Source organism: Stenotrophomonas sp. GD04054, from assembly GCF_029836955.1.
GTDB lineage: Bacteria > Pseudomonadota > Gammaproteobacteria > Xanthomonadales > Xanthomonadaceae > Stenotrophomonas > Stenotrophomonas maltophilia_A.
On record NZ_JAOECR010000002.1, the window covers coordinates 194,131 to 214,895 of the forward strand.

General features: G+C 65.2%; 28 protein-coding genes, 4 tRNA genes and 1 riboswitch. Of the genes, 19 read left to right on the forward strand and 13 right to left on the reverse strand.

Going from position 1 to position 20,765, the window contains the following annotated elements; translation table 11 throughout:
- Positions 1–121 precede the first annotated feature (121 nt).
- The 4 genes from N7573_RS02655 to N7573_RS02670 all read left to right on the forward strand — a co-directional run bounded on the left by N7573_RS02655 (position 122) and on the right by N7573_RS02670 (position 3,169).
- The gene (locus tag N7573_RS02655) at positions 122–1,228 is read left to right on the forward strand and encodes an NAD(P)/FAD-dependent oxidoreductase (protein ID WP_279912297.1); all 1,107 of its coding nucleotides are present in this window, start codon (positions 122–124) and stop codon (positions 1,226–1,228) included.
- Between the two features lie 157 nt (positions 1,229–1,385).
- Entirely contained in the window at positions 1,386–1,703 is a 318-nt protein-coding gene (locus N7573_RS02660) for a helix-turn-helix transcriptional regulator (protein ID WP_180844468.1), read from the forward strand.
- Positions 1,696–2,979 carry a type II toxin-antitoxin system HipA family toxin gene (locus N7573_RS02665; protein WP_107433533.1) on the forward strand — a complete coding sequence of 428 codons (1,284 nt, stop codon included), beginning with the start codon at positions 1,696–1,698 and terminating at the stop codon, positions 2,977–2,979. The genes N7573_RS02660 and N7573_RS02665 overlap by 8 nt, the downstream gene beginning before the upstream one ends.
- A 114-nt stretch (positions 2,980–3,093) precedes the next feature.
- A tRNA-Gly gene (locus N7573_RS02670) sits at positions 3,094–3,169 on the forward strand.
- A 67-nt stretch (positions 3,170–3,236) separates the two neighbouring features.
- On the opposite strand, the gene N7573_RS02675 is transcribed toward N7573_RS02670, so the two are convergent.
- Positions 3,237–3,584: a hypothetical protein gene (locus N7573_RS02675; protein ID WP_262220673.1), complete on the reverse strand. Its 348-nt coding sequence runs from the start codon at positions 3,582–3,584 to the stop codon at positions 3,237–3,239.
- Positions 3,585–3,774: 190 nt separating this feature from the next.
- On the opposite strand from N7573_RS02675, the gene N7573_RS02680 reads away from it, so the two are divergent.
- From N7573_RS02680 to N7573_RS02695, 4 genes are read left to right on the forward strand one after another with little or no spacing between them, the layout of a single operon-like run.
- Complete coding sequence (locus N7573_RS02680; protein WP_279912298.1) at positions 3,775–5,238, forward strand: efflux transporter outer membrane subunit; 1,464 nt, start codon at positions 3,775–3,777, stop codon at positions 5,236–5,238.
- Entirely contained in the window at positions 5,235–6,374 is a 1,140-nt protein-coding gene (locus N7573_RS02685; RefSeq protein ID WP_279912299.1) for an ABC transporter permease, read from the forward strand. Before N7573_RS02680 ends, N7573_RS02685 begins: the two co-directional genes overlap by 4 nt.
- Before the next feature lie 10 nt (positions 6,375–6,384).
- The gene (locus N7573_RS02690) at positions 6,385–7,113 is read left to right on the forward strand and encodes an ABC transporter ATP-binding protein (protein ID WP_049463683.1); all 729 of its coding nucleotides are present in this window, start codon (positions 6,385–6,387) and stop codon (positions 7,111–7,113) included.
- Complete coding sequence (locus N7573_RS02695; RefSeq protein WP_134950608.1) at positions 7,110–8,024, forward strand: HlyD family efflux transporter periplasmic adaptor subunit; 915 nt, start codon at positions 7,110–7,112, stop codon at positions 8,022–8,024. Before N7573_RS02690 ends, N7573_RS02695 begins: the two co-directional genes overlap by 4 nt.
- 9 nt (positions 8,025–8,033) lie before the next feature.
- Here the strand turns inward: N7573_RS02695 and N7573_RS02700 are convergent, their stop codons facing one another.
- The 3 genes from N7573_RS02700 to N7573_RS02710 all read right to left on the reverse strand — a co-directional run bounded on the left by N7573_RS02700 (position 8,034) and on the right by N7573_RS02710 (position 9,418).
- On the reverse strand, positions 8,034–8,516 hold the full coding sequence (locus N7573_RS02700) for a hypothetical protein (RefSeq protein WP_223224653.1): 483 nt from the start codon (positions 8,514–8,516) through the stop codon (positions 8,034–8,036).
- Positions 8,517–8,580: 64 nt separating this feature from the next.
- The gene (locus N7573_RS02705; RefSeq protein ID WP_049463680.1) at positions 8,581–9,024 is read right to left on the reverse strand and encodes a hypothetical protein; all 444 of its coding nucleotides are present in this window, start codon (positions 9,022–9,024) and stop codon (positions 8,581–8,583) included.
- Positions 9,017–9,418: a hypothetical protein gene (locus N7573_RS02710; RefSeq protein WP_049463679.1), complete on the reverse strand. Its 402-nt coding sequence runs from the start codon at positions 9,416–9,418 to the stop codon at positions 9,017–9,019. The genes N7573_RS02705 and N7573_RS02710 overlap by 8 nt, the downstream gene beginning before the upstream one ends.
- Before the next feature lie 130 nt (positions 9,419–9,548).
- Between N7573_RS02710 and N7573_RS02715 the strand changes: the two genes are divergently transcribed.
- From N7573_RS02715 to N7573_RS02725, 3 genes are all read left to right on the forward strand, one after another.
- Positions 9,549–9,624, forward strand: a tRNA-Gly gene (locus N7573_RS02715).
- A gap of 142 nt (positions 9,625–9,766) precedes the next feature.
- A tRNA-Gly gene (locus N7573_RS02720) sits at positions 9,767–9,842 on the forward strand.
- A gap of 66 nt (positions 9,843–9,908) precedes the next feature.
- Positions 9,909–9,982, forward strand: a tRNA-Cys gene (locus tag N7573_RS02725).
- A 77-nt stretch (positions 9,983–10,059) separates the two neighbouring features.
- Here the strand turns inward: N7573_RS02725 and N7573_RS02730 are convergent.
- Positions 10,060–10,464, reverse strand: coding sequence for an NUDIX domain-containing protein (locus tag N7573_RS02730; protein WP_032128919.1), 405 nt, complete (start codon positions 10,462–10,464; stop codon positions 10,060–10,062).
- A 107-nt stretch (positions 10,465–10,571) separates the two neighbouring features.
- Here N7573_RS02730 and N7573_RS02735 point away from each other — a divergent pair, with 107 nt between their 5' ends.
- Positions 10,572–11,093, forward strand: a complete 522-nt coding sequence (locus tag N7573_RS02735) for a GNAT family N-acetyltransferase (RefSeq protein WP_049461948.1) — start codon at positions 10,572–10,574, stop codon at positions 11,091–11,093.
- 10 nt (positions 11,094–11,103) lie between these two features.
- On the opposite strand, the gene N7573_RS02740 is transcribed toward N7573_RS02735, so the two are convergent.
- Complete coding sequence (locus N7573_RS02740; RefSeq protein WP_134950609.1) at positions 11,104–11,745, reverse strand: flavin reductase; 642 nt, start codon at positions 11,743–11,745, stop codon at positions 11,104–11,106.
- 105 nt (positions 11,746–11,850) lie between these two features.
- Here N7573_RS02740 and N7573_RS02745 point away from each other — a divergent pair, with 105 nt between their 5' ends.
- Together N7573_RS02745 and N7573_RS02750 are read left to right on the forward strand one after the other, a co-directional pair.
- Positions 11,851–12,555 (forward strand): winged helix-turn-helix domain-containing protein, encoded by a 705-nt coding sequence (locus N7573_RS02745; protein ID WP_049399948.1) that lies wholly within the window; start codon positions 11,851–11,853, stop codon positions 12,553–12,555.
- Positions 12,556–12,677: 122 nt separating this feature from the next.
- Positions 12,678–12,947: a hypothetical protein gene (locus N7573_RS02750; RefSeq protein ID WP_032128923.1), complete on the forward strand. Its 270-nt coding sequence runs from the start codon at positions 12,678–12,680 to the stop codon at positions 12,945–12,947.
- 17 nt (positions 12,948–12,964) lie between these two features.
- Here the strand turns inward: N7573_RS02750 and N7573_RS02755 are convergent, their stop codons facing one another.
- The 3 genes from N7573_RS02755 to N7573_RS02765 form a co-directional block, all read right to left on the reverse strand.
- Positions 12,965–13,729 (reverse strand): thioesterase family protein, encoded by a 765-nt coding sequence (locus N7573_RS02755; RefSeq protein WP_134950610.1) that lies wholly within the window; start codon positions 13,727–13,729, stop codon positions 12,965–12,967.
- Between the two features lie 118 nt (positions 13,730–13,847).
- Complete coding sequence (locus N7573_RS02760) at positions 13,848–14,048, reverse strand: hypothetical protein (protein WP_197655526.1); 201 nt, start codon at positions 14,046–14,048, stop codon at positions 13,848–13,850.
- Between the two features lie 88 nt (positions 14,049–14,136).
- Positions 14,137–15,213 (reverse strand): hypothetical protein, encoded by a 1,077-nt coding sequence (locus N7573_RS02765; protein WP_197655525.1) that lies wholly within the window; start codon positions 15,211–15,213, stop codon positions 14,137–14,139.
- Positions 15,214–15,474: 261 nt separating this feature from the next.
- Between N7573_RS02765 and N7573_RS02770 the strand changes: the two genes are divergently transcribed.
- The gene (locus N7573_RS02770; RefSeq protein WP_279913085.1) at positions 15,475–15,987 is read left to right on the forward strand and encodes an ATP-binding protein; all 513 of its coding nucleotides are present in this window, start codon (positions 15,475–15,477) and stop codon (positions 15,985–15,987) included.
- A gap of 96 nt (positions 15,988–16,083) precedes the next feature.
- Positions 16,084–16,917: an AraC family transcriptional regulator gene (locus N7573_RS02775; RefSeq protein WP_279913087.1), complete on the forward strand. Its 834-nt coding sequence runs from the start codon at positions 16,084–16,086 to the stop codon at positions 16,915–16,917.
- 3 nt (positions 16,918–16,920) lie between these two features.
- Here N7573_RS02775 and crcB read toward each other — a convergent pair whose 3' ends face one another.
- Both crcB and N7573_RS02785 read right to left on the reverse strand, forming a co-directional pair.
- Positions 16,921–17,313 (reverse strand): fluoride efflux transporter CrcB, encoded by a 393-nt coding sequence (crcB, locus tag N7573_RS02780; RefSeq protein ID WP_032128929.1) that lies wholly within the window; start codon positions 17,311–17,313, stop codon positions 16,921–16,923.
- A gap of 82 nt (positions 17,314–17,395) precedes the next feature.
- Positions 17,396–17,459: riboswitch (Fluoride riboswitch) on the reverse strand.
- A gap of 22 nt (positions 17,460–17,481) precedes the next feature.
- Positions 17,482–17,883, reverse strand: coding sequence for a transcriptional regulator (locus N7573_RS02785; protein ID WP_010486043.1), 402 nt, complete (start codon positions 17,881–17,883; stop codon positions 17,482–17,484).
- A gap of 111 nt (positions 17,884–17,994) precedes the next feature.
- Between N7573_RS02785 and N7573_RS02790 the strand changes: the two genes are divergently transcribed.
- Both N7573_RS02790 and N7573_RS02795 read left to right on the forward strand, forming a co-directional pair.
- Positions 17,995–18,204 carry a hypothetical protein gene (locus tag N7573_RS02790; RefSeq protein ID WP_032128930.1) on the forward strand — a complete coding sequence of 70 codons (210 nt, stop codon included), beginning with the start codon at positions 17,995–17,997 and terminating at the stop codon, positions 18,202–18,204.
- 353 nt (positions 18,205–18,557) lie between these two features.
- Positions 18,558–18,794, forward strand: coding sequence for a hypothetical protein (locus tag N7573_RS02795; protein WP_032128931.1), 237 nt, complete (start codon positions 18,558–18,560; stop codon positions 18,792–18,794).
- 1 nt (position 18,795) lies between these two features.
- Here the strand turns inward: N7573_RS02795 and N7573_RS02800 are convergent, their stop codons facing one another.
- Positions 18,796–19,845, reverse strand: coding sequence for a 4Fe-4S dicluster domain-containing protein (locus N7573_RS02800; protein WP_071228359.1), 1,050 nt, complete (start codon positions 19,843–19,845; stop codon positions 18,796–18,798).
- Positions 19,842–20,129 (reverse strand): hypothetical protein, encoded by a 288-nt coding sequence (locus N7573_RS02805; RefSeq protein ID WP_010486039.1) that lies wholly within the window; start codon positions 20,127–20,129, stop codon positions 19,842–19,844. Before N7573_RS02805 ends, N7573_RS02800 begins: the two co-directional genes overlap by 4 nt.
- Before the next feature lie 179 nt (positions 20,130–20,308).
- Here N7573_RS02805 and N7573_RS02810 point away from each other — a divergent pair, with 179 nt between their 5' ends.
- Positions 20,309–20,749: a group III truncated hemoglobin gene (locus tag N7573_RS02810; protein ID WP_032128934.1), complete on the forward strand. Its 441-nt coding sequence runs from the start codon at positions 20,309–20,311 to the stop codon at positions 20,747–20,749.
- Positions 20,750–20,765: the final 16 nt, after the last annotated feature.

Below are 20,765 nucleotides of genomic sequence, written 5' to 3' on the forward strand. Positions count from 1 at the left end.
TCCCGCAAGGGGGCGTTTTTCGTTTGCGTCCAACGCGCTTCATTGCCACTTCACCGTCGCCCCATCGCCCCACCACATGAAGGTTGGATGCTGCATCCTTCGTTCCAAGGGTGACGCCGCGATGCCTCATCAATCCTCCGCCTACGACCACGACGTGGTCATCGTCGGCGCCAGTTTCGCGGGTACCGCCTGCGCGTTGGCTGCCGCCCAGTATGGCTTGCGCGTCTGCGTGCTCGAACGCAAGGCCGACCCCGGCGAACGCCTGCACACCACCGGCATCGTGGTGAAGGAAGCGATGGAGCAGACCTGGCTGGGGCGCATGCCCGAATGCCTGGTGCAACGCGTTGCCAATGTGCGGCTGTATGCGCCGAACCTGCGCAGCGTGTTGTTGGCCGCGCCGGGCTATTACTTCCTCACCACCGATACGCCGAACCTGATGCGCTGGCTGGCCAGCGAGCTGCGCGCGAATGGTGTCGACCTTCGCCTGCAGCAGTCCTTCACCGGCGCCCATCGCAGTGGTGACGGCTGGCAGGTGGAAGGGGCAGGGCGGTGCGCCTACCTGGTCGGTGCCGATGGTGCACGCTCACGCGTTGCCCAGCGCACCGGGCTCGGCAAGGTGCCTGACAACCTCTACGGCGTGGAACGTGAGTTCGCCGGCCTCCAGTTGCCGCAGGGCGACGCACTCCATTGCTTCGTCAGCAAGCGCTTTGCACCGGGTTACATCGGGTGGGTCGCACAGAACCCGACCGGGCTGCAGGTCGGCTTGGCGCTGCGCCATGACCCGAACCAGGTGCGGCCGCCTGATATCGATGGCTTTCTTGAGCACGTGCGCGATGTGGTCGGCATTCCGCCTTCGGCGCGTCCCTCGGCCACCCGCGCAGGGCTGGTGCCCTGCGGCCGGCCGGATGGGCCGTTCACCGGCCAACGCGTGATCCTGACCGGCGACGCGGCGGGCATCGTCTCACCACTGTCCGCCGGAGGCATCCATTCCTCGTGGCGGCATGGCTGGGCGGTCGGCGAGGCGATTGCCCGCCATCTGCGTGGGCAAGGGCGGGAAGCGGAACGGGTGGCGCGGCAGGTGGCGCCGGCATTCCATGGCAAGCGCCTGCTGCGCTGGGCGATGGATCATCTGCAGGCCGACTGGCCGCTCAACGCACTGCTGCATACGGCGGCCACGCGGCGCATCGCTGAGCAGGTCTACTTCCACCGCCGTGGCCTACGCACGTGATGCGCAATTCGATGGCCATCTAATTCCATGATTCTGTATTTATTTACGTGAATGCACATATAAGCCACAAAATTAGGGAATTAAATTCATTGAACAGGAGTGGTGTCGATTCTATAATTTGGGTGCCAACTGGCATGGGAAGAGGGTGGTGAGCGCTATGTTGGATTTGGGCTTCAGCAAGCCCGGCGAGGTCGTCAAGCGACTCTGCGAGCGCTTGCGCACAGAGCGCATGGCGTTGGGCATGACACAGTCGGATCTGGCCGGGCGTGCCGGCATTGGGACCAACACCGTGTCCAATCTGGAGGCCGGGCGCAATGTTGGCTTCGAGGCGGTGGTCCGCGTGGCGATGGTCCTTGGTCGGATCAACGAACTCGAAGCCCTGTTCCAGCCAAAGCTGGACAGCATCGAAGACATTCGGCGCTACGAAGAGGCCGCGAATCGCCTGCGGACGAAGAGGAAGCCCCGCAATGCCTGAGCAAGTGAATGTCTTCTACGAGGGGTGGGGAGAGCGATGGCTCTGGGGAACGCTGGTCTCCACCACCGCCCTGACCGGCCGCCCGCTGATCGCCTTCGAGTACAGCAACGAGGCCAGGCAAAGGGGGCTGGAGCTGTCTTCGTACAAGCTGCCGCTGGCCGGCCCTCCGTTGCGGCGGGATTTTCCGGACCATCAACTGCAACTACCCGGGCCCGTGTATGACGCCTTGCCAGACGGCTGGGGCATGCTGCTGATGGACCGCATGTTCAGACGCCGAAGGATCAGTACAGCACGCATCGGCCCGCTCCAGCGTTTGGCCTGCATCGGTGGCAACGCGATGGGGGCCATGACGTTTGAACCTGTGGCGCCCGAGGGTGAGGCGCCGCAGGTCCACATCCCGCTGGAGCAGCTTGCCGCCGAAGTGCAGGAGGTGCTCCGGGGAGAAGGTGGCGAATTTCTGCAGACCTTGCTGCTGGTGGGCGGCTCACCCCAAGGTGCAAGGCCCAAGGCACTTGTCTATCGCGATCCGCAGTTCGGTGGGTTCACCACGGCCGCCGAGCCAGGGTTCGAAGCCTGGCTGGTCAAGTTCCCGGCCAGAGAAGAGCATGCCGAGGCGTGCGCCATCGAAATGGTCTACGCCGAGTGCTTGCGCAGGTGCGGCATCGAGACCCCGGACACGCAGTACTTCAGCCTGCCCAATGGGCTGGCCGCGTTCGCCAGCAAGCGCTTTGATCGCCACGATGGGTTGCGTGTACCCATGCAGAGTCTTGCCGCATTCACGGGCGCCAACTACCAGACGGCGGGGTCCTTGGACTATGTCAACTTCCTGCGCGCGACCCAGCTGTGTACCAATGACGTGCGGCAAATGGCCGTGGCCTTCGAGCGTGCGGTCTTCAACGTCGCCTTCAACAACCGGGACGATCATCCGAAGAATTTTGCCTACATCATGTCGCCGGATGGGCAATGGCGCCTGGCCCCGGCCTACGACGTGACCTTCTGCGAGGGACCCAACGGATATCACCAGATGGACGTCATGGGGGAGGCACTGGCGATTTCCCGTGCTGACATGCTTCGGCTTGCCGAGGAAGCAGAAGTGCAGCAGGGTGACGCCAGTCTGGCGATTGACAGCATCTGCGAGGTGGCCAGCCAATTCACCGAAATCGCCAACGGCATGTATTCAAGCGTTATTGCTCAAGACACCTTGAGCATGATCCAAGGGCGTATCAACGAGAACGTGGCTCTGCTGCGGCAAGTCCGGCCTGGCCTGCGGACCTGAGGCCCGGGCGCAGGGGCCTGAACGCCCCCCTTCACTTCACCTGAAAATTCCTGTTGACGCCGTGCAGCAATATCGACACAATAGCGCTCCTTCGACGCAGGTCGAACGGAATCTGCGGGAATAGCTCAGTTGGTAGAGCGCAACCTTGCCAAGGTTGAGGTCGCGAGTTCGAGTCTCGTTTCCCGCTCCAGATGCAAGAAGAACGCTCCCGCAAGGGGGCGTTTTTCGTTTGTCACACCGGTTGCACCACCGCCGCGCTAGCGTGCCTTGCCGGGCAGGGCGCTGCACCAGATCCGGGCATCCTGCCGGTGGAAACCGGGGCAGCGGTTGTCCTGCGGGATGTAGACGTAGGGAGCGTCATCTTCGTAGGTGAAGTGGTAGTAGTAGGTCCGGTCCTTCCCGTACAACCAGTAGTTCGACGAGCCCTGGTTGATGGCATACGGCTCGAACGTGAAGATCGAGGATTCGGCGGGAATGAAGTTGCTGCGCTCCATCAGTAGCAGCGTGGCGTTCGAGACCAGTGGGGTGGTCAGGACGAGCACGATCACACCGACAGTCTCTGTCGTGATCGAGCCAATCAGCAGCCAGCGGCGGGGACGTTTCACGGCCGCGCAGCATCGAAGCAAGACAATGCCGCAATGTGCAATACGCTGTGAAAGTCGTCCAGTGTTCCGTGTCGAGAACGCATTGAAAGCGTAGTGAAAGACTGGGTCGGCGTTGCCTGAACCGCACGCGCGCTGTGACCTTTTTCGGACGATTTCTCCATGTTCGCTCCACAATCGCACGGTAGCCTTCATGCTCCTTCTACACGTTGGCGGGCTGGTGGTCAGGCGTATCACTTCAGTGGCAGTGCCCAAGGCCGGGCACGGACTCTCCCTGCATGCAGTGCTGCGCCCTGGTGCGTTGTTGGCAAGCCTGGCCCTGGCCGGTTGCATGTCGGTGCCTGTTCCGGACCTGCCTGACCGCACGCCCCGCACCTGGACCCAGGTGCCGCAGGGCCGGGGCGTGGCAGTGGATGCCAGACAGTGGTGGAAAGTGCTGTCCGACCCGGCGCTGGATGGCCTGGTCGATCAGGCCATCGCCGGCAACCTCGACCTGCAGCAGGCCACGCTGCGCCTGCAGGCCGTTCGGATCGTCGCCGGCACCTCGGACTCGAGTTTCCTGCCGGAAATCTCGGCCAGCGCCAAGCAGGTGCAGGACGCCGCCGCCGTCGATACCTACTTCCATGCCGGCATCGAAGCGATCTGGGACCTGGGCCTGTTCGGTGCCGCCGAGAGCGCGCAGTTGAGCGCGCAGGCGTCGGCCGGCAATGCCGAGGCGCTGCGCAATGCCGCGCAGGTGGCGGTGATTGCCGACGTGGTGCGCAGCTATCTGGACCTGACCGTTGCACAGGCCCAGCAGGACCTGCTGGCCCGCCAGCAATCGGTGGATGACCGCGGCGAGCACCTGGCCCTGGTCCGCCAGCGCCTGCGCCTGGATGAGCCCGGCGAACTTGATCGCCTGCGTGCACGCCAGGCCGCGACCCGCGCCGCCATCGCACAGGCCCGGGAAAACGCTGACAACGCGGCCCGCGCGCTGGCATTGCTGCTGGGCCGCGATGGCCCGGATCCAGCTTGGCGCACCTATCGCGCGCCGCCGAAGCTGGGCACGTTCTCCCTGCAGCAGGTACCGGCCGATCTGCTGCGCCACCGTCCGCAGATTCTGCTGGCCGAATCAGAAGTGATGCAGGCCGCGGCCAGCAAGGGCTCCGCACGCGCTGCGATGTATCCGCGGGTCAGCCTCGGTGGCTCCATCCTGTACGCCTACAACCTCACCCAGAACGCGCGCTCCAACTCCGACTCCAGTCCCTCGATCGGCCCGTACGTCGATATCCCGCTGTGGGATTGGGGCCAGCGTCGTGCGCGCTTCAATGCCGATGAAAAGCAGCTGGATGCTGCACTGCTCGGTTACCGCAAGGCGGTACTGGAAGGCGTGAGCGAAGTGGAGGGCGCGCTGGGCAGCCTGGCGCGCCAGGACAGCAGCATCCAGTCGCTGCGTGCGGCCAATGATGTTGCCGGCCAGCAGGTCAAGCGACAGGCACGTCAGGTGCAGCTGGGGCTGTCCAGTGAGTTTGATGGCCTGGATACGCAGCGTGCCGCACTGGCTTCGCAGGCGGACCTGATCGGTGCCCAAGGTGCCCGCGTGCTGGCGTTTGCTTCGCTGTACCGCGCCCTCGGTGGCGCACCGCTGCCGGTCGAAGCCGAGGACGCGTCGCAATGATTGCACTGGCCCGCAAGACCCTGGCCTATGAGTGGCGCCGGTTCCTGCCGGTGGTACTGGCGATGTGCTTTGCTGGCGTGCTGCTGATCGTGCAGGCGGCACTGGTACTGGGCATCTTCGGTACCGCCGCGATCTACGTGAAGGCATCGTCGGCTGATATCTGGGCCGGTTTCCCCGGCACCCAGAGCGTGAACTACGGCCATGCAATCAGTGCGGATGTGGAAAGCCACCTGCGCATGGACCCGGATGTCACCCGCGTCGAACCCTACGAATGGGTCGATGGCGAATGGCGTTCCAGCGCGCAGGGTACCGGTAACGTGTCTGTGTACCTGTCCGGCATCTCCACCCAAGGCGACGCGATGATGTTCGCGCGCATCCTGCCCGCCGACCTGCGCGTGCAGCTGCGCGAGCCGGGCGCGGTGATCGTCGACAGCGCCGATCTGGATACGCTGGGCGTGGATCTGCAGAACAACCGTGCGTGGATCAATGGCAAGGCGGTGCGCGTGGTCGCGGCACAACCGGGCCTGCGTGGCCTCGGTGGCGTCAACGTGCTGGCCTCGCTGGATACCGCGCGCGCCATTGCCGGTACAGACCCACATGAGGGCAGCACCTATTTCGTGGCAGGACTGCGCTCGCCGGGCCTGGCCAACGACGTGCGTGACCGCTTGGCCACGTCGATGGGGCAGGCCACGCCGGTCGAGTTCTGGACGGCACCGGAGTTCGCCAGCCGCTCGCAGCAATACTGGCTGTTCGATACCGGTGCCGGCATCGCAGTGTTGTTCATGGCCGTCATCGTCTGCTTTGTCGGCGCGGTGATCACCAACCAGTCGTTTGCTTCGGTGGTGGCCGGTTCGGTACGCGAGTACGCCACGCTCAATGCACTTGGTGCCGGTCGCTATGCGCTGGCGCGGGTGGTGTTCGAGCAGGCGCTGCTGATCGGCGGCGTGGGCATGTTGCTGGCGGCGGCGTTCAGCACCGTCGTGCTGTTGATCGCACAGACCCAGCGCGTGCCGGTGCAGCTGACGCCGATGGTCATCATCGGCTGCGTGGCGCTGGTCGCGGTGATGGCCATGCTGTCGAGCATCATGGCGGTACGCAGTGTCGTCCGCTTCGATCCATCGTTGCTGCTGCGTTGAGGACCGGCCGATGACTTCCATACGCGCCGTCGCCCCGACCCTGCAGGCCGACGCACTGGAAAAGGGTTTCATGTCCGGCGATGTGCAGGTGCAGGTGCTGCGCGGCCTGTCGCTGGACATCTACCCCGGTGAACTGACCCTGGTATCGGGCCCATCCGGTTGCGGCAAGAGCACGCTGCTGTCGTTGCTGTCTGGGTTGTCTGCGCCCGATGGCGGCCGCGTGCACGCGCTCGGGCAGGATGTGGGCCACATGACGCGCAGCGAAGTGGAGCGCTTCCGCCTGCACCATGTCGGCTTCGTGTTCCAGGGCTTCAATCTGTTCCCCGCACTGACCGCACTGGAACAGGTGCAGCTGCCGCTGGGCTATCGCGGCATGAGCAATCGCGAAAGCGAACCGCTGGCCCGCAAGGCATTGGACGAGGTGGGCCTCAGCCACCGCAGCCACATGCGACCGGCGCAGCTGTCCGGTGGTGAGAAGCAGCGCGTGGCCGTTGCGCGCGCCTTCGCCAAGTCGCCTACGCTGATCTTCGCCGACGAACCCACCAGCGCGCTGGACGCCGAGAACGGCCAGCGCGTGATCGACATCCTGCATCGCTACGCACGTGCGCACGGCGCCACCGTTTTGTGCGTGAGCCACGATCCGCGCCTGATCCGGCATGCCGATCGGGTGATCGCCATGGAAGACGGCATGGTCCGTGATGACCGCCGCCAGAACGAAACTGTAGAGTCCGCCCCATGACCAAGACGTTGCACCTGCTTCCCTTCAGCCTGGTACTGTCCGCGGCGCTGCTGCTCGGCGCCTGTTCCAAGGACGCACCTGCCCAAGCACCTGCAGGTAAAGCCGGCACTGCCACCGCCGGCAAGGTCGCGGTGGCGCGCGGCATCATCGACGTCGAGGGTGGCCTGATCGCGCTGGCGCCGCCAGTGGATGGCTCGATCACCGCCGCGCCGGTGAAGGAGGGTGCCACGGTGAAGAAGGGACAGTTGCTGCTGTCGCTGGATGGCGCCCTGCTGCAGCAGGAAGTGGCGATGGCCACCGCCGATCTGGCCCTGGCCAACGACCGCCTGAAGGGCAGTCAGGCGCAGTTGCGCGAACTGGAGCGCAACGCCACCCGTCTGTCCACCGGCGCCAGCGAAGGCGTGTCGTCCAACCAGCAGGCCGATGCGGCCAAGCAGCAGCTGGCCGGTGTGCGCGCCGATGTCGATGTGGCCGGTGCGCAGGTCGACATGGCCCAGCACAAGCTGGAGCACGCCAGACTGAAATTGCAGCAGATGTCGCTGAGCGCGCCGGAAGCCGGCACCGTGGTCGGCCAGGTGCCGGGCCTTGGCGCCTTCGTGCAGGCTGGCAAGCCGGCGATCTCGCTGCTGCCGGCGCGTCCGCTGCAGGTCCGTGCAGAACTGAGCGCCGCCTATGCCGATGCCGTGCAGGTGGGCATGAAGGCTACCGTTGTGCCGGATAGCGATGGCGCAGAGAACACCGGCTCACTGCCACCCGCACGCGTGGTGCGCATCAGTCCCGTGTTCGCGCAGGCACGCCTGCCTGAAGATGCCGGGCGCGGCGTGGCCAAGGTGGTGGAGTGTGTGCTGGAGTTCGACGGCGCGGCCAAGGCGCGCTTCGGCCAGCATGTGCGGGTGGAGTTCCGGAAGTAGGCGCGGGCCTCAGTTCCCGAGCCAACGTCGCAGGCGAGGCCAGAGCGAGGCCGGCACAACCACGAGCAGTGCCAGCAGCAGGATGGCGCTCATGCCGAGCAGCCAGTTCGAATGGACGTCGCGCACGGGGGATTGATGCATGGCAGCCAAGCCCCATAGGACGTTCCACCCCAGCCATGGAATGAGGCTGATCAGGATCCGCAGCCACAGGCGGCGGAACCGCCATGGCTGCACAGCCAGGCCCAGCGCTGTCATTTCCACGAGGACGATCAGCGCGAACGTGATCACCGAGCCGATGGGATAGGGCAGTGTCCCGGACTCGGTGTGACGCAGTTGCCAGTAGTCTGGCTTGAAGCCGGCATGGATGAGTGCGGCAACCAGCAGCAGCCAGATGAGTGATGCCAGCAGCCAGAAGGAAGGGGGAGCACGGAATGCGATGGGCAGGGGCACGATGCAGGCGTTCGTCGCTGGCGGATCCTCAACTTCCTGCATCGGCCTGCCGCAATCCATGCAAGAGATCCGAAAATGAAGCGGTGAAGCCCTCGGATCCAGCGCCTTAAGGAACCGCAGTCGGGGTCTTCTTCCTGCCGGAAATGCGTCCCAGGACGCTGACCAGCGACACCACGCACAGCGCCAGCAGCAGTCCCACGTCCAGCAGCAGCAACCACAGCAGATGCATGCCGTGCACCGGCGGCTGATGCATGGCCGACAGCATCCACGGTACCGACCACGCCAACAGCAGAACGAAGGCAATCAACAGGCGCAGCCACAGCCGCTTCAATTTCCACGGTCGCACGATCAAGGCGGCCACGACCAGTTCAACCGTGCCCAGCAACGCGAACACGATGACAGTGCTGGTCGGGTAGGGCAGCTCGGCGCCTTCCAGGCGGTGCAGCAACCAGTAGTCCGGGGTGAAGCCGGCATTGACCAGCGCGACGATCAGCGCCAGCCAGGTCAGCGCGACCAGCAACCAGAACAGGCGGATGTAACGTCTAGGCATCGGCGGTGTCCATGGTAGCGGGCAGGCGGCTGCGTGATGCATAGCACACCGATGTGGCGATCGCGGCCAGCGCCAGCAGGCCAGGCCCGACAGTGAAGTACAGCAGGCGCAGCGGGTGGTTGTGCATCAGCGTCCAGGTCGCGAACGTCAGCGGAACCGCCAGCACCAACAGTTTGGCGAACAGCGGCCGCAGCACCGCAATCAGTGGCTGGGCGCCGAGGAACATATGGAACAGATAGAACTGGGCGATGCCAAGGCCGATGTCGCGATGCGAGGTGAAGCCGAAATTGTCGCGATACCAGTTCATTCCCAGCGGAATCAGTGCCCAGTACAGCAGCGCTACTACCAGATGCAGCAGCAGGGCGATCAACAGGGGCTTGCCGCGAAGGAACATGGGCGCACAGGGCTGGGCGGGGCAGCGTACCCCAGTGCGGACGCCCATGACCGCATCGTGTGAAGACTGTTGACGGCGTGAAGGAATTTGGACACAATAGCGCTCCTTCGACGCAGGTCGAACGGAATCTGCGGGAATAGCTCAGTTGGTAGAGCGCAACCTTGCCAAGGTTGAGGTCGCGAGTTCGAGTCTCGTTTCCCGCTCCAGATTCTACAGGGCCCCGGTAGGGGCCTTGTTTTTCTCCCGCCACGGCAAGGCGGGGCACGTTGGGCCACAAGGCTTTACGCGCAGTCAGAAAAGTGAAATCGCTGGTGTGTGTTCCGGATTTCCGGTACCATGGCGGCTTATGCGGGAATAGCTCAGTTGGTAGAGCGCAACCTTGCCAAGGTTGAGGTCGCGAGTTCGAGTCTCGTTTCCCGCTCCATGTTCCGACAGGCCCCATCATGGGGTTTTGTCTTGTCAGGGCTCCGTTCCTGGCGCGCAGTACGTTGGCCTCATGGCAGAGTGGCTATGCACCGGATTGCAAATCCGTTTACAGCGGTTCGATTCCGCTTGAGGCCTCCAATTGAAAAGCCCTGACTCCGGTCAGGGCTTTTTTGTTTGCCTGGATGCCAGCTAACCTGCGTCCGGATCGATATCCGCTACAGCCTGGCCAGCGCCTGCACCGTGGCCTGGGTCAGTGGCTGGGGCAGCGCATCCAGCGCGAACCAGCCCAGGCCGGTCTGCACACCCGGCTCCTGGATGGATGCCTCGGCACCGGCAGGTGCCCGAGCCTCGAAGATCGGCGCAACCCAGTGCTGCGCAAGTGTCGGCTCGAAATGATCGGCCACGCACAGCAGGCGCAGCAGCGTCACTTCCAACGCCGTCTCCTCGCGAGTTTCGCGGACCACGGCAGCCTCCACCGTTTCCATCCAGTCGACTTTGCCGCCGGGCAGGCCCCAGTGCCCGCGCTCCGGATCGCGTCCGCGCTGGATCAGCAGGATGCGGCCGTCGGCATCACGGACGACGGCGCCGCATCCAACGCGGGGAATCTGAAGTTCAGTCATGGCAGAGAATGAAGAAGGAGCCGTCTTCATTCTTGCATGCACACCGTATCAGGCGAACCCGCGCTAGGCTGGGCACCTGTGCATCAGCATCCTCACAGGTGTGTCGCATGCTTCTCCGGCAACTCAGCGCTGACGACGCCGATATTCTCTGGCAAGCACGGTTGCAGGCCCTTCGCGAGTCGCCCGCGGCGTTCCTGTCCACGCTGGCCGAGGCGCAGGATGACTCGGCGGACGTGATGCGCGCCCAGCTTGCCGATCCCGGCACGCGCTACTTCGGCACGTTCGTTGACGGCATGCTGGTGGGCTTCCTGCGTTACGTACGCCCGGTGCGGATGGCGCGACGGCATACGGCGGAAGTGCACAGTGTCCATGTGGGTGCTGGCCATCGAGGCCAGGGTGTCGCCCGTCAGCTTCTTCTTGCCGCGTTCGCGGCTGCGCGCGCGGAAGGCATCGAATCGCTAACTCTCACGGTACTGGCGGACAACGCCGCCGCGCGCGCGCTGTATGAATCGCTGGGTTTCACCGAATCCGGCGTCGAGCCGCGCGCGGTGAAGCGCGACGGCCGCTATGTGAACATGGTGTCGTACTGGATTTCAGTGACCAGTCACCGACCATCGCCGGCACCTTGAATCACCCGCTCTACGCCGGATCGTAGACCGGCGTCTGCGCGCGGAAGTTGCGCCCGACTGGTTCACCCACGCTCAGGTAGTGGCGGAACAGATAGATCAACGGTTTCCAGTGGGCGACATCGATGTGCTGGGTGCCAGCCACGGTGATCGCTTCGTGCGCATGCACGCAACGGATCCGTCCTTCGACGATCACGAAGCCCTGACCGTCATCCTCGCCGGGCGGGTGCATCGCCATCACGCTGACTTCCACCTGCAGCGGGCACTCGGCAATCGCCTCTGGTGCGACGTGCGTCGAGGCGACCGCACTGAAGCCCCCCAGCGCGAACTTGTCGCGGACGTGCACGTAGCCCATCGCCTGTTTGGCAGTGGGTACCGGGTGGCAGCCTGTCGCGCGCGCGATGGCCTCGACCTGTGCGGCCTGCGCGGAGGATGGGAAGTTCAGTACGCACTCGTTGCGCAGCTGCAGGTTGCGATAGCCCTGACCCTGCACGCCGAGGCCCAGCACTACCCGGTTGCCCAGGGCCCAGAACGAAGACAACGGACTGATGTTGCTGCTGCCGTCGTCGTTCAGCGTGGTCATCAGCAACACAGGCGTGCCCGGGTACAGGACCGAAGGGGTGATGCAGCGGCGGGGAATCGGAGCGGAATTCATGGCAGGCCTTGCACTATCGGGGGGACCACTGTGCCGTGGCAGCGGGTGCCGACGCTTCGGCCTGCATCGAACTGTCGGCCTGCAACGGCGTGCCACAATGCGGGCATGGTCCACACCTCCGGTTCCCTTGTCAGCGTCGGTGCCCTGGTTGGTGACCAGGCGCGCGCATCCATGCTGCTGCAGTTGATGGATGGGCGTGCGTATACCGCGACGGAGCTGGCACGCGTGGCTGGGGTAACACCGCAGACGGCGAGCACGCATCTGCGCAGGCTGGTCGAGGGCGACCTGCTGGTCGCTGTCGCGCAGGGGCGCCATCGCTATCACCGGCTGGCCTCGCACGAAGTCGCCGACATGCTGGAGGGCATCCTGCGCGTTGCGGACCGCACGCCGTCCTGCACCGCTGAGGCATCACGCAGCATGCCGGCGTTGCGCCAGGCGCGTTCCTGCTACCGGCATCTGGCCGGTGTGCATGCGGTGGCGATCACCGACCGCTTGTTGCAGGCAGGGCACCTGGTCCCGCACCAGGCGCATTGGCAGGTGAGTGTGGAGGGCGCAGCGTTCCTGCAGGAGCTCGGCCAGCCGCTGGCAGAGCTGCTGCGGCTTCCCGTGACGGTCAAGCCTGCGCGCTACTGCCGAGGATGCCTGGACTGCACCGAGCGGCGCCCGCATCTGGCCGGGCTGGTCGGCGAGGCGATGCTGGACAGCTTCGTGAAGAACGATTGGCTTCGGCGGGTTGAGGGTCGACGCGAACTGCGCCTGACGCAGCCGGGGCGCGAAGCGCTGTGGACGCGGTTCGGCCTGGCGACATAGGGCCCCTCCCGTCTCATTCGCCCACGACATGGCAAGGCGCTATGGTCGAGTTCCAAGTCTTAGGGAGCTGCAATGGCGAGCAAGGACATGAACGATCGCGGCACGCTGGCGGTATGCCGGCAATGAGCAAATCTTCTGTGGAAGTACGTTGGCTGACGTTCCGGCTGATGAACGGCCAGTCGATCGGACCGGATCGGCTGAAGGATGGATGGGTGATTGCTTCGGAGACTCGCCACTGTGGCGTGCGGCGTGAAGCCATCGAAGGCGCGGGCGTGGTCTACGCGCTGTATGCACCGGCCAACCTGGCCTCACCGCGGCGCGCGGAGATGCGCATGCGCGAATTCCTGATGAGCTCCGGCTACACCTTCACCATGGGTACGCTGGGCGGCTGACGCCGCCCTTTTGGGGATTACGGGCGTACGGTCAGTGCCTGGCCGAGCATGCCGATCGGACCGCGCGCATCGTGCAGCACGGTGCTGGTCAAGCCGAGACCCTGGTGGCCAAACGACACCGACGTGTCGAAGCCCAGCCACTCGCCTTCGGGCATGCCGAACAGGTGCGCGGTCAGATCGAGGTTGGGGAAGGCGACCTCCTTCGGATCGGCGCGCACGGCCATGCCATTGGACAGATCGAACAGGGTGGCGGCACGGGCCAGCGGACTGACCGGCTCGCCGTCCAGCAGCCCGTGCTTCGCGCGCGCCCAGTAGGTGGCACGGCCGGTCCCCTGATCATGTCGGCGGATCTCCACGCTCTTGATGAAACCACCTGGCCAGACCGTACCTGGGTCCCACGCGGGCATTGATTCCGGCGGAGCAATGCCGGTGATCGGCGTGCCGGCGATGGCCTGCGTATCGTTCGGGCGCATCAGCCATGCACGCACGCGCAGCGCCGGGCGATCGTCATGGCGCAGCGTGGCTTCGACCAGTTCGATGGTGCGACCACCGCGCAGCACCTGTACGTGGGCCTCCATCGCTTCGATCGGAATGGTGCCGAGGATGTCGTAGGACAGGCGCGCGATCAGAAAACCGTGCCCACGCGCTGCGGCGTCACGTTCCAGGTGGTGCGCCAGCAGCCCGATCGCAGGTGCGATGTGTTGTTCGCGGATGTTCCAGGCGCCGCCCGTGTGTTCGGTCGGCAGGTAGCGGGTGTCGCTCAGTCGTTCGAAGAAGGCCATCGTATGCGTTGTGTCAGCAAGGAGGGGAGGCGGCAGATGCTGCGCGGGTCCCTGCATCGTAAGCGTTTGGCAGCGTGGCCGGCTGAGCCGGCTCCCGCAGGAGCCGGCCGGATGCCGGTCAGGAGGACTGGCAATCCATTTCGCGGCACATCTTGTACTGGGCCAGGCATTCTGCGGGTGTCTTGGCCAGTGGGCCTGAGGTTGCGCGCAGACAATATTCGTACTGCTGGCTGCAGAATTCACAGGGGCCCGCGGCGAAGGCCAGCCCGGTCACGACCATGCCAAGGAACATCACGGTCTTCAAGGTCGTCTTGATCATCACGTCAGTCCTTTGTGTGCCCGTCAATGGGCCCGGCCACCATAGCAGTCCTTATGGTGCGCCCCTGATGCGCTGCGACACGTTGAGCTCAACGCTGGATTGCCTTCAAGGCGTCGACAACCTGTGCTTCAGAGAAGCCACAATGCCCTTCGCCCACCGGCGGGAGCACGCGCGGGTGTGGTCGCGCGCCGCCCTGTGCGGCCATCTGCGGATACATCGCCTGCATGTGCGGCACGATGGTGGGATCGTTGTTGTTGAACTGGACCACCAGCGGTCGCTTCAACGCGCCGCTCAGTGCCAGCTTCGCGCGGACATCGGCCTGTGCCGCAGGCACGGGAGCGATGCGCTGCACGCCGGCATTGAACGCTGCGTCGTCACCGAATCCGCTGTACACCACACCAAGGTTGCCGGCCGGCATGCCGCCGCTGCGCGTGGCCAGTTCATGCAGGACCAGCGTGTGCAGGCTGATTGTCCCGGCCAGTGCATCCGGAGCGACCTGCAGTCGCTTGGCGAGCACGTCGGCATGCTGGGGATTCCGTTGCAGCGCGTCGGCGATGCCCTGATAGAGCACTCCCTGCGGCAGCACGGCCGCTTCATCCGAAGCCAGTCCGGTGGCCGGCAGGCCTGCAGCGTTGGGGAAAAAGTAATCGAAGGCGACCAGCGTGGTCAGCAGATCTGCGGCGATCTGTTCGCCACTGAGATTGGCACCGCACAGCGAGACGCCGCCGGTGTAGTGCTGCGGGAAGCGCTCGAGGCTGGCGAGTGTCACCGCGCCGCCCATCGAGAATCCGAGCAGCCAGGTGTGGCGCACGCGCTTGAGTTCGCCCAGCGCGTGCTGGCGCAGGCGCTCCATGTCGGTGATCGCATCGGCCACTGCCCAGCCCTGGCTGGCGTAGGCACTCTGCGCGACGGCGTAGCCTGCGGACAGCAGCGTTGCGGTGCTGTCATTGGCGGTCATCGGCGTAGTGCGTGGCACGCCCACCGGCTCGTAGCCGTGCGCCAGCATCACCAGGTCGCCGTTCCAGTCAGCCGGCACGTCCAGGCGCCAGGGTGCGCCCTGCAGCTCACCGCTGAGCATGCGTGGTGCCGTGGGGGGCGCAGCCAGCAGCGATGCCGCAGGCAGCAGAAGGCCGAGGGCGAGGGCGCATCGAAGCAAGGGTCGCATCGTGGTCATTCCATGCGGGAATCGCGCCGAGCATAGATCCCCGCAAAACCTTGCGCGCGCTGCACTGCCGCAGGGGATTGCCCGCCGGCCAGGCTGCGCTCTACGCTGGCGGCATGGTCCTGCACAGCATCGCGTCGATTATCCGCATTCCCCACGGGAAGGCGGGATAGCGCGCGGTCGCCACGGCCATGCAACCCGCCCGGGAAGGCGGGTTGCATGCGGCGCTCTCCCGGGTACTGGAATCCATCAAGGAGAACGCAGATGCATCATCTTTCATCGACCGACAATGCGCCGACCCTGCACCTGGTGTGCGGCAAGATCGGTGCCGGCAAATCCACCCTGTCGCAGCAGCTGGCGGCGCAGCCACGTCATGTGCTGATCAGCGAGGACGCCTGGCTGGCCGCGCTGTATCCCGACCAGATCCACTCCGTTGCCGATTACCTGCAGCGCGCGGCCGCGCTGCGCGGAGCGCTGACGCAGCATGTATGCGCGATCCTGCAGGCCGGCGTTTCGGTCGTGCTCGACGTTCCGTTCAATACGCGGGCCGCCCGTGCATGGGGCCGCGAACTGTTCGAGTCGGCCGGTGTTGCCCACCAGCTGCATTTTCTCGATGTTGCCGACGCCATCTGCAAGGCGCGGCTGCATGCCCGCAACGCGCGCTGCGAGCACCCGTTCCAGGCCAGCGACGAAGCCTTCGAGCAGATCACCCGTCACTTCGTGGCACCTGCGCAGGAAGAGGGCTTCATGGTGATCCGTCATTCACAGGAGGCTTGAGGGCGCAGAGAGTGCGGCGTTCAGTCGACCATTTCGGTGGCGATTCCGATACGATCTGTCGCATTGAGCTCGCCTCGCTTGACCCGGAGTCCCGTCATGGTCGACCGTCTCGCCATACTGCTTGAACGTTTTGCGGTGACCGCCTCGGTATTCCATGCCGGTGCGCTGTGCGGCATCAACACGCTGGAGGGCGAAGACGAGGCGGGTCAGCTGCACCTGGTGCGGCGCGGGCCGGTGCAGGTCAGCCACGGGCAGCAGACCGTGCAGGTCGAAGTGCCGAGCCTGCTGCTGTATCCGCGGCCGATGCCGCATCGCTTCAGTACCGACCCGCAGCAGGGCGCCGACATGGCCTGCGCCAACCTGCATTTCGAGGGCGGCCGGCTCAATCCGATCAGCGCCGCGCTGCCTGATTTCATCTGCCTGCCGCTGGCCGATCTGTATGGCGGCAACGCGGCGCTGGAACTGCTGTTCGAAGAAGCGTTCGAGCAGCGTTGCGGGCGGGCGGCGATGGTCAACCGGCTGTTCGAGGTGGTGATGATCCAGGTGCTGCGCCAGCTGATGGAAGGCGGCGAGATGCGTGGCGGCCTGTTCACCGGGCTGGGTCATCCGCGGCTGCGGTTGGCGCTGGTGGCGATGCATGAAGCGCCGGCGCAGGCGTGGACGCTGGAGGACCTGGCCGAAGTGGCCGGCATGTCACGCAGCGTGTTCGCCGCCAGCTTCCGCGAGGCGATGGGCACCACGCCGGGCCAGTACCTGCAGGGCTGGCGGGTGGGGTTGGCGCAGCAGGCACTGCGCCAAGGCAGACCGCTGAAGCGGATTGCCGACGATGTGGGGTACGGCAGCGAAGCGGCGCTGTCGCGCGCGTTCAAGGCGCACACCGGGCAGTCGCCGCGGGAATGGCGGGGACAGGCCCGTGCCAGTGCGGCCTGAGCGTCAGCCGAGCACCAGCCGGGCCAGCTTCATCCCACCGAACAGGCCGGCCAGGCCCAGTGCCACCGAGCCGCCGGCATACAGAGCCGCCAGCCCATGCTGGCCACGCTGCAGCAGCAGGCCGATCTCCAGCGCATAGGTGGAAAACGTGGTGTAGCCGCCGAGGATGCCGGTGGCCAGCAGCAGGCGCAGCTGCGGCGAGGCGCCATTGCGCATCGCGAAGACCTCGACCACCACGCCCATCAGCAGGGCGCCGCTGACGTTGATCAGGAAGGTCGACCAGGGCCAGGGACTGCCGACGGCCACCCGCGCGCCGATCAGGTTGCAGGCATGGCGCAGGCAGGCACCGATGCCGCCTCCGACGAAGACCAGGAAATAATTGTTCAGTGTTTGCATGGCGTGCCTCGAATGCGGGTTCGCAGGGTCAATGGCGAACGCCGAGGGCAGGCACGACCTGCCGTCGACGAACACCGGGTTCGTCCTGGCAGGAGCCATCAGCCTTCTCAGGCGGTTATCGGGGGAGCCCCATCCCCATCGCGGTCCATGCTACCAGCGGCGGTGCATTCACGTCATCGAGGTCGTCAGCACGCGGGCGACCTTGCTGCGGCTGAAGCCATCCATCAGCAGTTCGAACGCGAGCAGATCCAACGCTGCATGGCGGCGATGGTCGATCTCCAGCCCGTTCTCGGCCACCAGGTGACTGACCAGCTCGTAGGCGTCCTGCCAGACATCCAGATGGGCCTGGCTGGGGATGTAGGCACTGCCAGGCTCACCGACGCCGAGCCCGCTGACCCCGTACAGCAGCTCGCGTGCGTCCAGCTTGGCCGCATCGGCGATGCGGAACAGCTGTTCGGCTTTCACGTGCGAGGCGCTCACGTGGTCGTTGAGCCAGTTGCTGATGGTTGCTGTCGTTGATTTGGCGGCGCGTGCCAGATCGGCCGGGCGTGGGTGCCCGGCTTTCTTCATGGCTGCCGCGAGTCGTTGGCCGAGAGTATTCATCTATGCAAGCCAGCTTAACGCGTGGATTGCGAAGAAGCCTTGTCGCAAGAATCAGTCTGGTTAACAGAGGGACCGACCGTGACCGAATTCTGGAGCAAGCGGCAGGTGCGCACCCGGCTGGGATTCCAGACCGATGCCGAACTGGCCCGCTTCTTTGGCATCAGCCGTTCCGCAGTGTCGCAATGGCCGAAGGATTTCCCGATTCCGGCCCTGCGGCAGTACATCCTGCATCAGCGCTATCCGAACCTGTTCCCCACGACAGAAGCGTCGGCGGGCGAATCCATCTGACTTGCGCCGCCTTTTGTCGCATTTAGCACTCTAAGCGCAGTTTGCTAAGTATGCTTAGCAAAATAGGCAAGATCGATCGATCTGAGGGTCACAATCGGCGCCATCTACTGGAGTCATCGGTCCATGGTTCCCGCGGCCTGTCGGCTTCACCCCATCCGGGGGCCCCGGGGTCCCGTATGTAGTTTCGTGAACGATTAATAATTTCAATCGCTAAAGTCGCCGCATGTAATTGACCTGTCGTGAAATCTATGACTAATTGGAGTCAACCAGGCGTGAAGCCTGGGAGTCTTTCAGTAGCACGCAAGTGAGTCGGTAGACCGTCAACAATGCAGAACAAGTCCAACGGAGGTCGTATGGAATACGGCATGCATGGCTTGGCTGAACGGGTACGCCGCGAACTGGAAGCCAGTTACCACAAACACGGATGCGGTCCGGCGTTCTGGGATACCTACCAGCAGGTGCTGGACCGTCTGGTCCCGCAGGGGACCGAGCGTACCGAAGTCACCAACGAAATGGCGCTGATCATCGAACAGCTGGGCATCGTCCGGCGTGCGCAGCTTGTGCCGCCGCACGCCAGCGGGTCGCGTTGATTCAGAGCAGGCGCCAGGCGCCGCAGGCAAGCAGCGCCAGCAACAAGAACAGCAGGGCCAACGTCCGGGGTCGCCACAGGCGCTTCGGTTGTCCGGCCATGGCCTGCGGACTGCAGTAGCGCACCAGCGCCGGACCGAAACCGGCCCGGTGCTGCTGTTGTGCGCAGGCCTCCAGGCAGGCACCGCAGGCCAGGCAATCGGCTTGCGGTCCCTGTCGGATGTCCAGTTGCATCGGGCAGGCAATGACGCAGGCCGCGCAATCGGTGCAATCACCCAGACGGTCGGCGCTGAAGGTCGGCATCGGTCCAGCCAGCAGCGGATGCGCGGCGCGGAATACGTAGTCCTGCGCAGTGGTCGGGTCGAGCAGGCCGCGGCCACGGCCCAGCACCCCGCCGAGCCCGGATGGACGTGGCCCGCGCGGCTCACCGCGACGGGCGTCGTACAGCATGCGCGGCGTATGCGGATCGGTCAGCAGTGGTTGCATGCGTGCGAACGGGCACAGCGAACGGCAGACCTGCTCGCGCAGGAAACCGGCGTTTCCCCAGGTGGCAGCGGCATAGAACAGTACCCAGAACGTTTCCCAGCCGCTCCAGCCAGCGTTTGGCGCGGCGGCCAGCAAGCCGGTGATCGGGCTGAACAGGCCGACGAAGGTAATGCCGGTCCACACTGACAGCAGTCCCCAGGCCAGCTGGGTGACCGGGCGTACAGCAGGTGCCGGCAGCATGCGGGCCGCGCTGCGGGCGATCCAGTCGAAGGCGCGCCGCCACAGCGTCTGCGGGCAGGCATGGCCGCACCAGATGCGTCCGGCGAGGTGGGTAAGCAGCGCCAGGCCGACGGCCAGTACCGCCAGCAGGCCGATCAGTACGCCGACGTCGCCGGGCCACAGGGTCCAGCCGAACAGGTCGAATCGCCGCGCGTTGATGTCCAGCAGCAGCGCCTGGCGGCCCTCCCAGCGCAGCCACGGCAGTGCGTAGAACAGCGCCAGCAGGGCGGCGCTGAGCGTGCCGCGCCAGTGCCAGGGACGGGGAGTCCGGGTACATGACGTGCTCATCCCAGCGGCAGCTCGTCGTCGTCATCGCTCGGCATGGGCCGCTGCAGGTACCAGGTGACCGCGCTGGACAGTGCCGTCACCGACCAGAACATGAAGAATCCCGCCGTGTAGCCCAGTTCGCGGCTGATTGCGGTGCCTGGGAAACTGATGGCCTGCAGGCGCAATGGATCGACGAAGGCGAAGAACACCACGCTGGCCACGCCGGCGGCGATGAAGCTGGGCCAGAGGATGGCGCCCCACTGCTGGATCAGCCGCTGGCGGCGGTTGGGAGAAGGTCTGTTCATGCTGTCCCGGATCGAAAAGTGGGCGGCGCGTATACTTCGCCAGGGTCGGCGCCGCATCCGCAGGGCATGCTTCCTGCAAGCGTGCCAGCCTAGGCGCAGCGGACTGCGCCGACATTGATCTGGATCAACGGTGGTGATGGCCGGCTGCGGCACACTGCCGGCACGCTTTGGGTACCCCGATGAACGCAACACCGCCGCCTGTCCTCCCCGTCGCCTCGCCCGAGTTGTGCACCGAGCAGGAAGTGACCCGCCTGGTTCATGACTTCTATGCCCGCGTGCGCGAGGAAGAGCGGCTGGGGCCGGTGTTCGGCGCGCACGTCCACGATTGGCCCGAGCACCTGGCGCAGCTGGTCGACTTCTGGTCGGCGATGTTGCGCGGCACCCGCCGGTTCAAGGGCTCGCCGATGTCCAAGCACATGGCCATCGAGCTGGACAAGGACCTGTTCGACCGCTGGCTGGTGCTGTTCCGGATCACCACCGCCGAATGCAACAACCCGCCGATGCAGGAGCTGGCCAACGACGTGGCCGCGCGCATCGGTGACACCTTCTGGAAGCGCTACCAGATGCTGCGCTGGCCGCAGGTCGGCCTGCCGGTGCTGGGCATCCCTGCCAAGGATTGATCTGGGTCAAGGCGGC

Excerpts from the sequence above, each read along its gene's own strand:
- N7573_RS02680 (WP_279912298.1), top strand. The coding sequence starts at position 3,775 with ATGCTCCTTCTACACGTTGGCGGGCTGGTGGTCAGGCGTATCACTTCA.
- N7573_RS02750 (WP_032128923.1), top strand. The coding sequence starts at position 12,678 with ATGAGCAAATCTTCTGTGGAAGTACGTTGGCTGACGTTCCGGCTGATG.
- N7573_RS02770 (WP_279913085.1), top strand. The coding sequence starts at position 15,475 with ATGCATCATCTTTCATCGACCGACAATGCGCCGACCCTGCACCTGGTG.
- N7573_RS02740 (WP_134950609.1), bottom strand. The coding sequence starts at position 11,745 with ATGAATTCCGCTCCGATTCCCCGCCGCTGCATCACCCCTTCGGTCCTG.
- N7573_RS02810 (WP_032128934.1), top strand. The coding sequence starts at position 20,309 with ATGAACGCAACACCGCCGCCTGTCCTCCCCGTCGCCTCGCCCGAGTTG.
- N7573_RS02800 (WP_071228359.1), bottom strand. The coding sequence starts at position 19,845 with ATGAGCACGTCATGTACCCGGACTCCCCGTCCCTGGCACTGGCGCGGC.
- N7573_RS02705 (WP_049463680.1), bottom strand. The coding sequence starts at position 9,024 with ATGCCTAGACGTTACATCCGCCTGTTCTGGTTGCTGGTCGCGCTGACC.
- N7573_RS02805 (WP_010486039.1), bottom strand. The coding sequence starts at position 20,129 with ATGAACAGACCTTCTCCCAACCGCCGCCAGCGGCTGATCCAGCAGTGG.
- N7573_RS02700 (WP_223224653.1), bottom strand. The coding sequence starts at position 8,516 with ATGCAGGAAGTTGAGGATCCGCCAGCGACGAACGCCTGCATCGTGCCC.
- N7573_RS02745 (WP_049399948.1), top strand. The coding sequence starts at position 11,851 with ATGGTCCACACCTCCGGTTCCCTTGTCAGCGTCGGTGCCCTGGTTGGT.
- N7573_RS02665 (WP_107433533.1), top strand. The coding sequence starts at position 1,696 with ATGCCTGAGCAAGTGAATGTCTTCTACGAGGGGTGGGGAGAGCGATGG.
- crcB (WP_032128929.1), bottom strand. The coding sequence starts at position 17,313 with ATGCAAACACTGAACAATTATTTCCTGGTCTTCGTCGGAGGCGGCATC.
- N7573_RS02785 (WP_010486043.1), bottom strand. The coding sequence starts at position 17,883 with ATGAAGAAAGCCGGGCACCCACGCCCGGCCGATCTGGCACGCGCCGCC.
- N7573_RS02755 (WP_134950610.1), bottom strand. The coding sequence starts at position 13,729 with ATGGCCTTCTTCGAACGACTGAGCGACACCCGCTACCTGCCGACCGAA.
- N7573_RS02765 (WP_197655525.1), bottom strand. The coding sequence starts at position 15,213 with ATGCGACCCTTGCTTCGATGCGCCCTCGCCCTCGGCCTTCTGCTGCCT.
- N7573_RS02690 (WP_049463683.1), top strand. The coding sequence starts at position 6,385 with ATGACTTCCATACGCGCCGTCGCCCCGACCCTGCAGGCCGACGCACTG.
- N7573_RS02795 (WP_032128931.1), top strand. The coding sequence starts at position 18,558 with ATGGAATACGGCATGCATGGCTTGGCTGAACGGGTACGCCGCGAACTG.
- N7573_RS02760 (WP_197655526.1), bottom strand. The coding sequence starts at position 14,048 with ATGATCAAGACGACCTTGAAGACCGTGATGTTCCTTGGCATGGTCGTG.
- N7573_RS02660 (WP_180844468.1), top strand. The coding sequence starts at position 1,386 with ATGTTGGATTTGGGCTTCAGCAAGCCCGGCGAGGTCGTCAAGCGACTC.
- N7573_RS02775 (WP_279913087.1), top strand. The coding sequence starts at position 16,084 with ATGGTCGACCGTCTCGCCATACTGCTTGAACGTTTTGCGGTGACCGCC.
- N7573_RS02735 (WP_049461948.1), top strand. The coding sequence starts at position 10,572 with ATGCTTCTCCGGCAACTCAGCGCTGACGACGCCGATATTCTCTGGCAA.
- N7573_RS02685 (WP_279912299.1), top strand. The coding sequence starts at position 5,235 with ATGATTGCACTGGCCCGCAAGACCCTGGCCTATGAGTGGCGCCGGTTC.
- N7573_RS02655 (WP_279912297.1), top strand. The coding sequence starts at position 122 with ATGCCTCATCAATCCTCCGCCTACGACCACGACGTGGTCATCGTCGGC.
- N7573_RS02730 (WP_032128919.1), bottom strand. The coding sequence starts at position 10,464 with ATGACTGAACTTCAGATTCCCCGCGTTGGATGCGGCGCCGTCGTCCGT.
- N7573_RS02695 (WP_134950608.1), top strand. The coding sequence starts at position 7,110 with ATGACCAAGACGTTGCACCTGCTTCCCTTCAGCCTGGTACTGTCCGCG.
- N7573_RS02710 (WP_049463679.1), bottom strand. The coding sequence starts at position 9,418 with ATGTTCCTTCGCGGCAAGCCCCTGTTGATCGCCCTGCTGCTGCATCTG.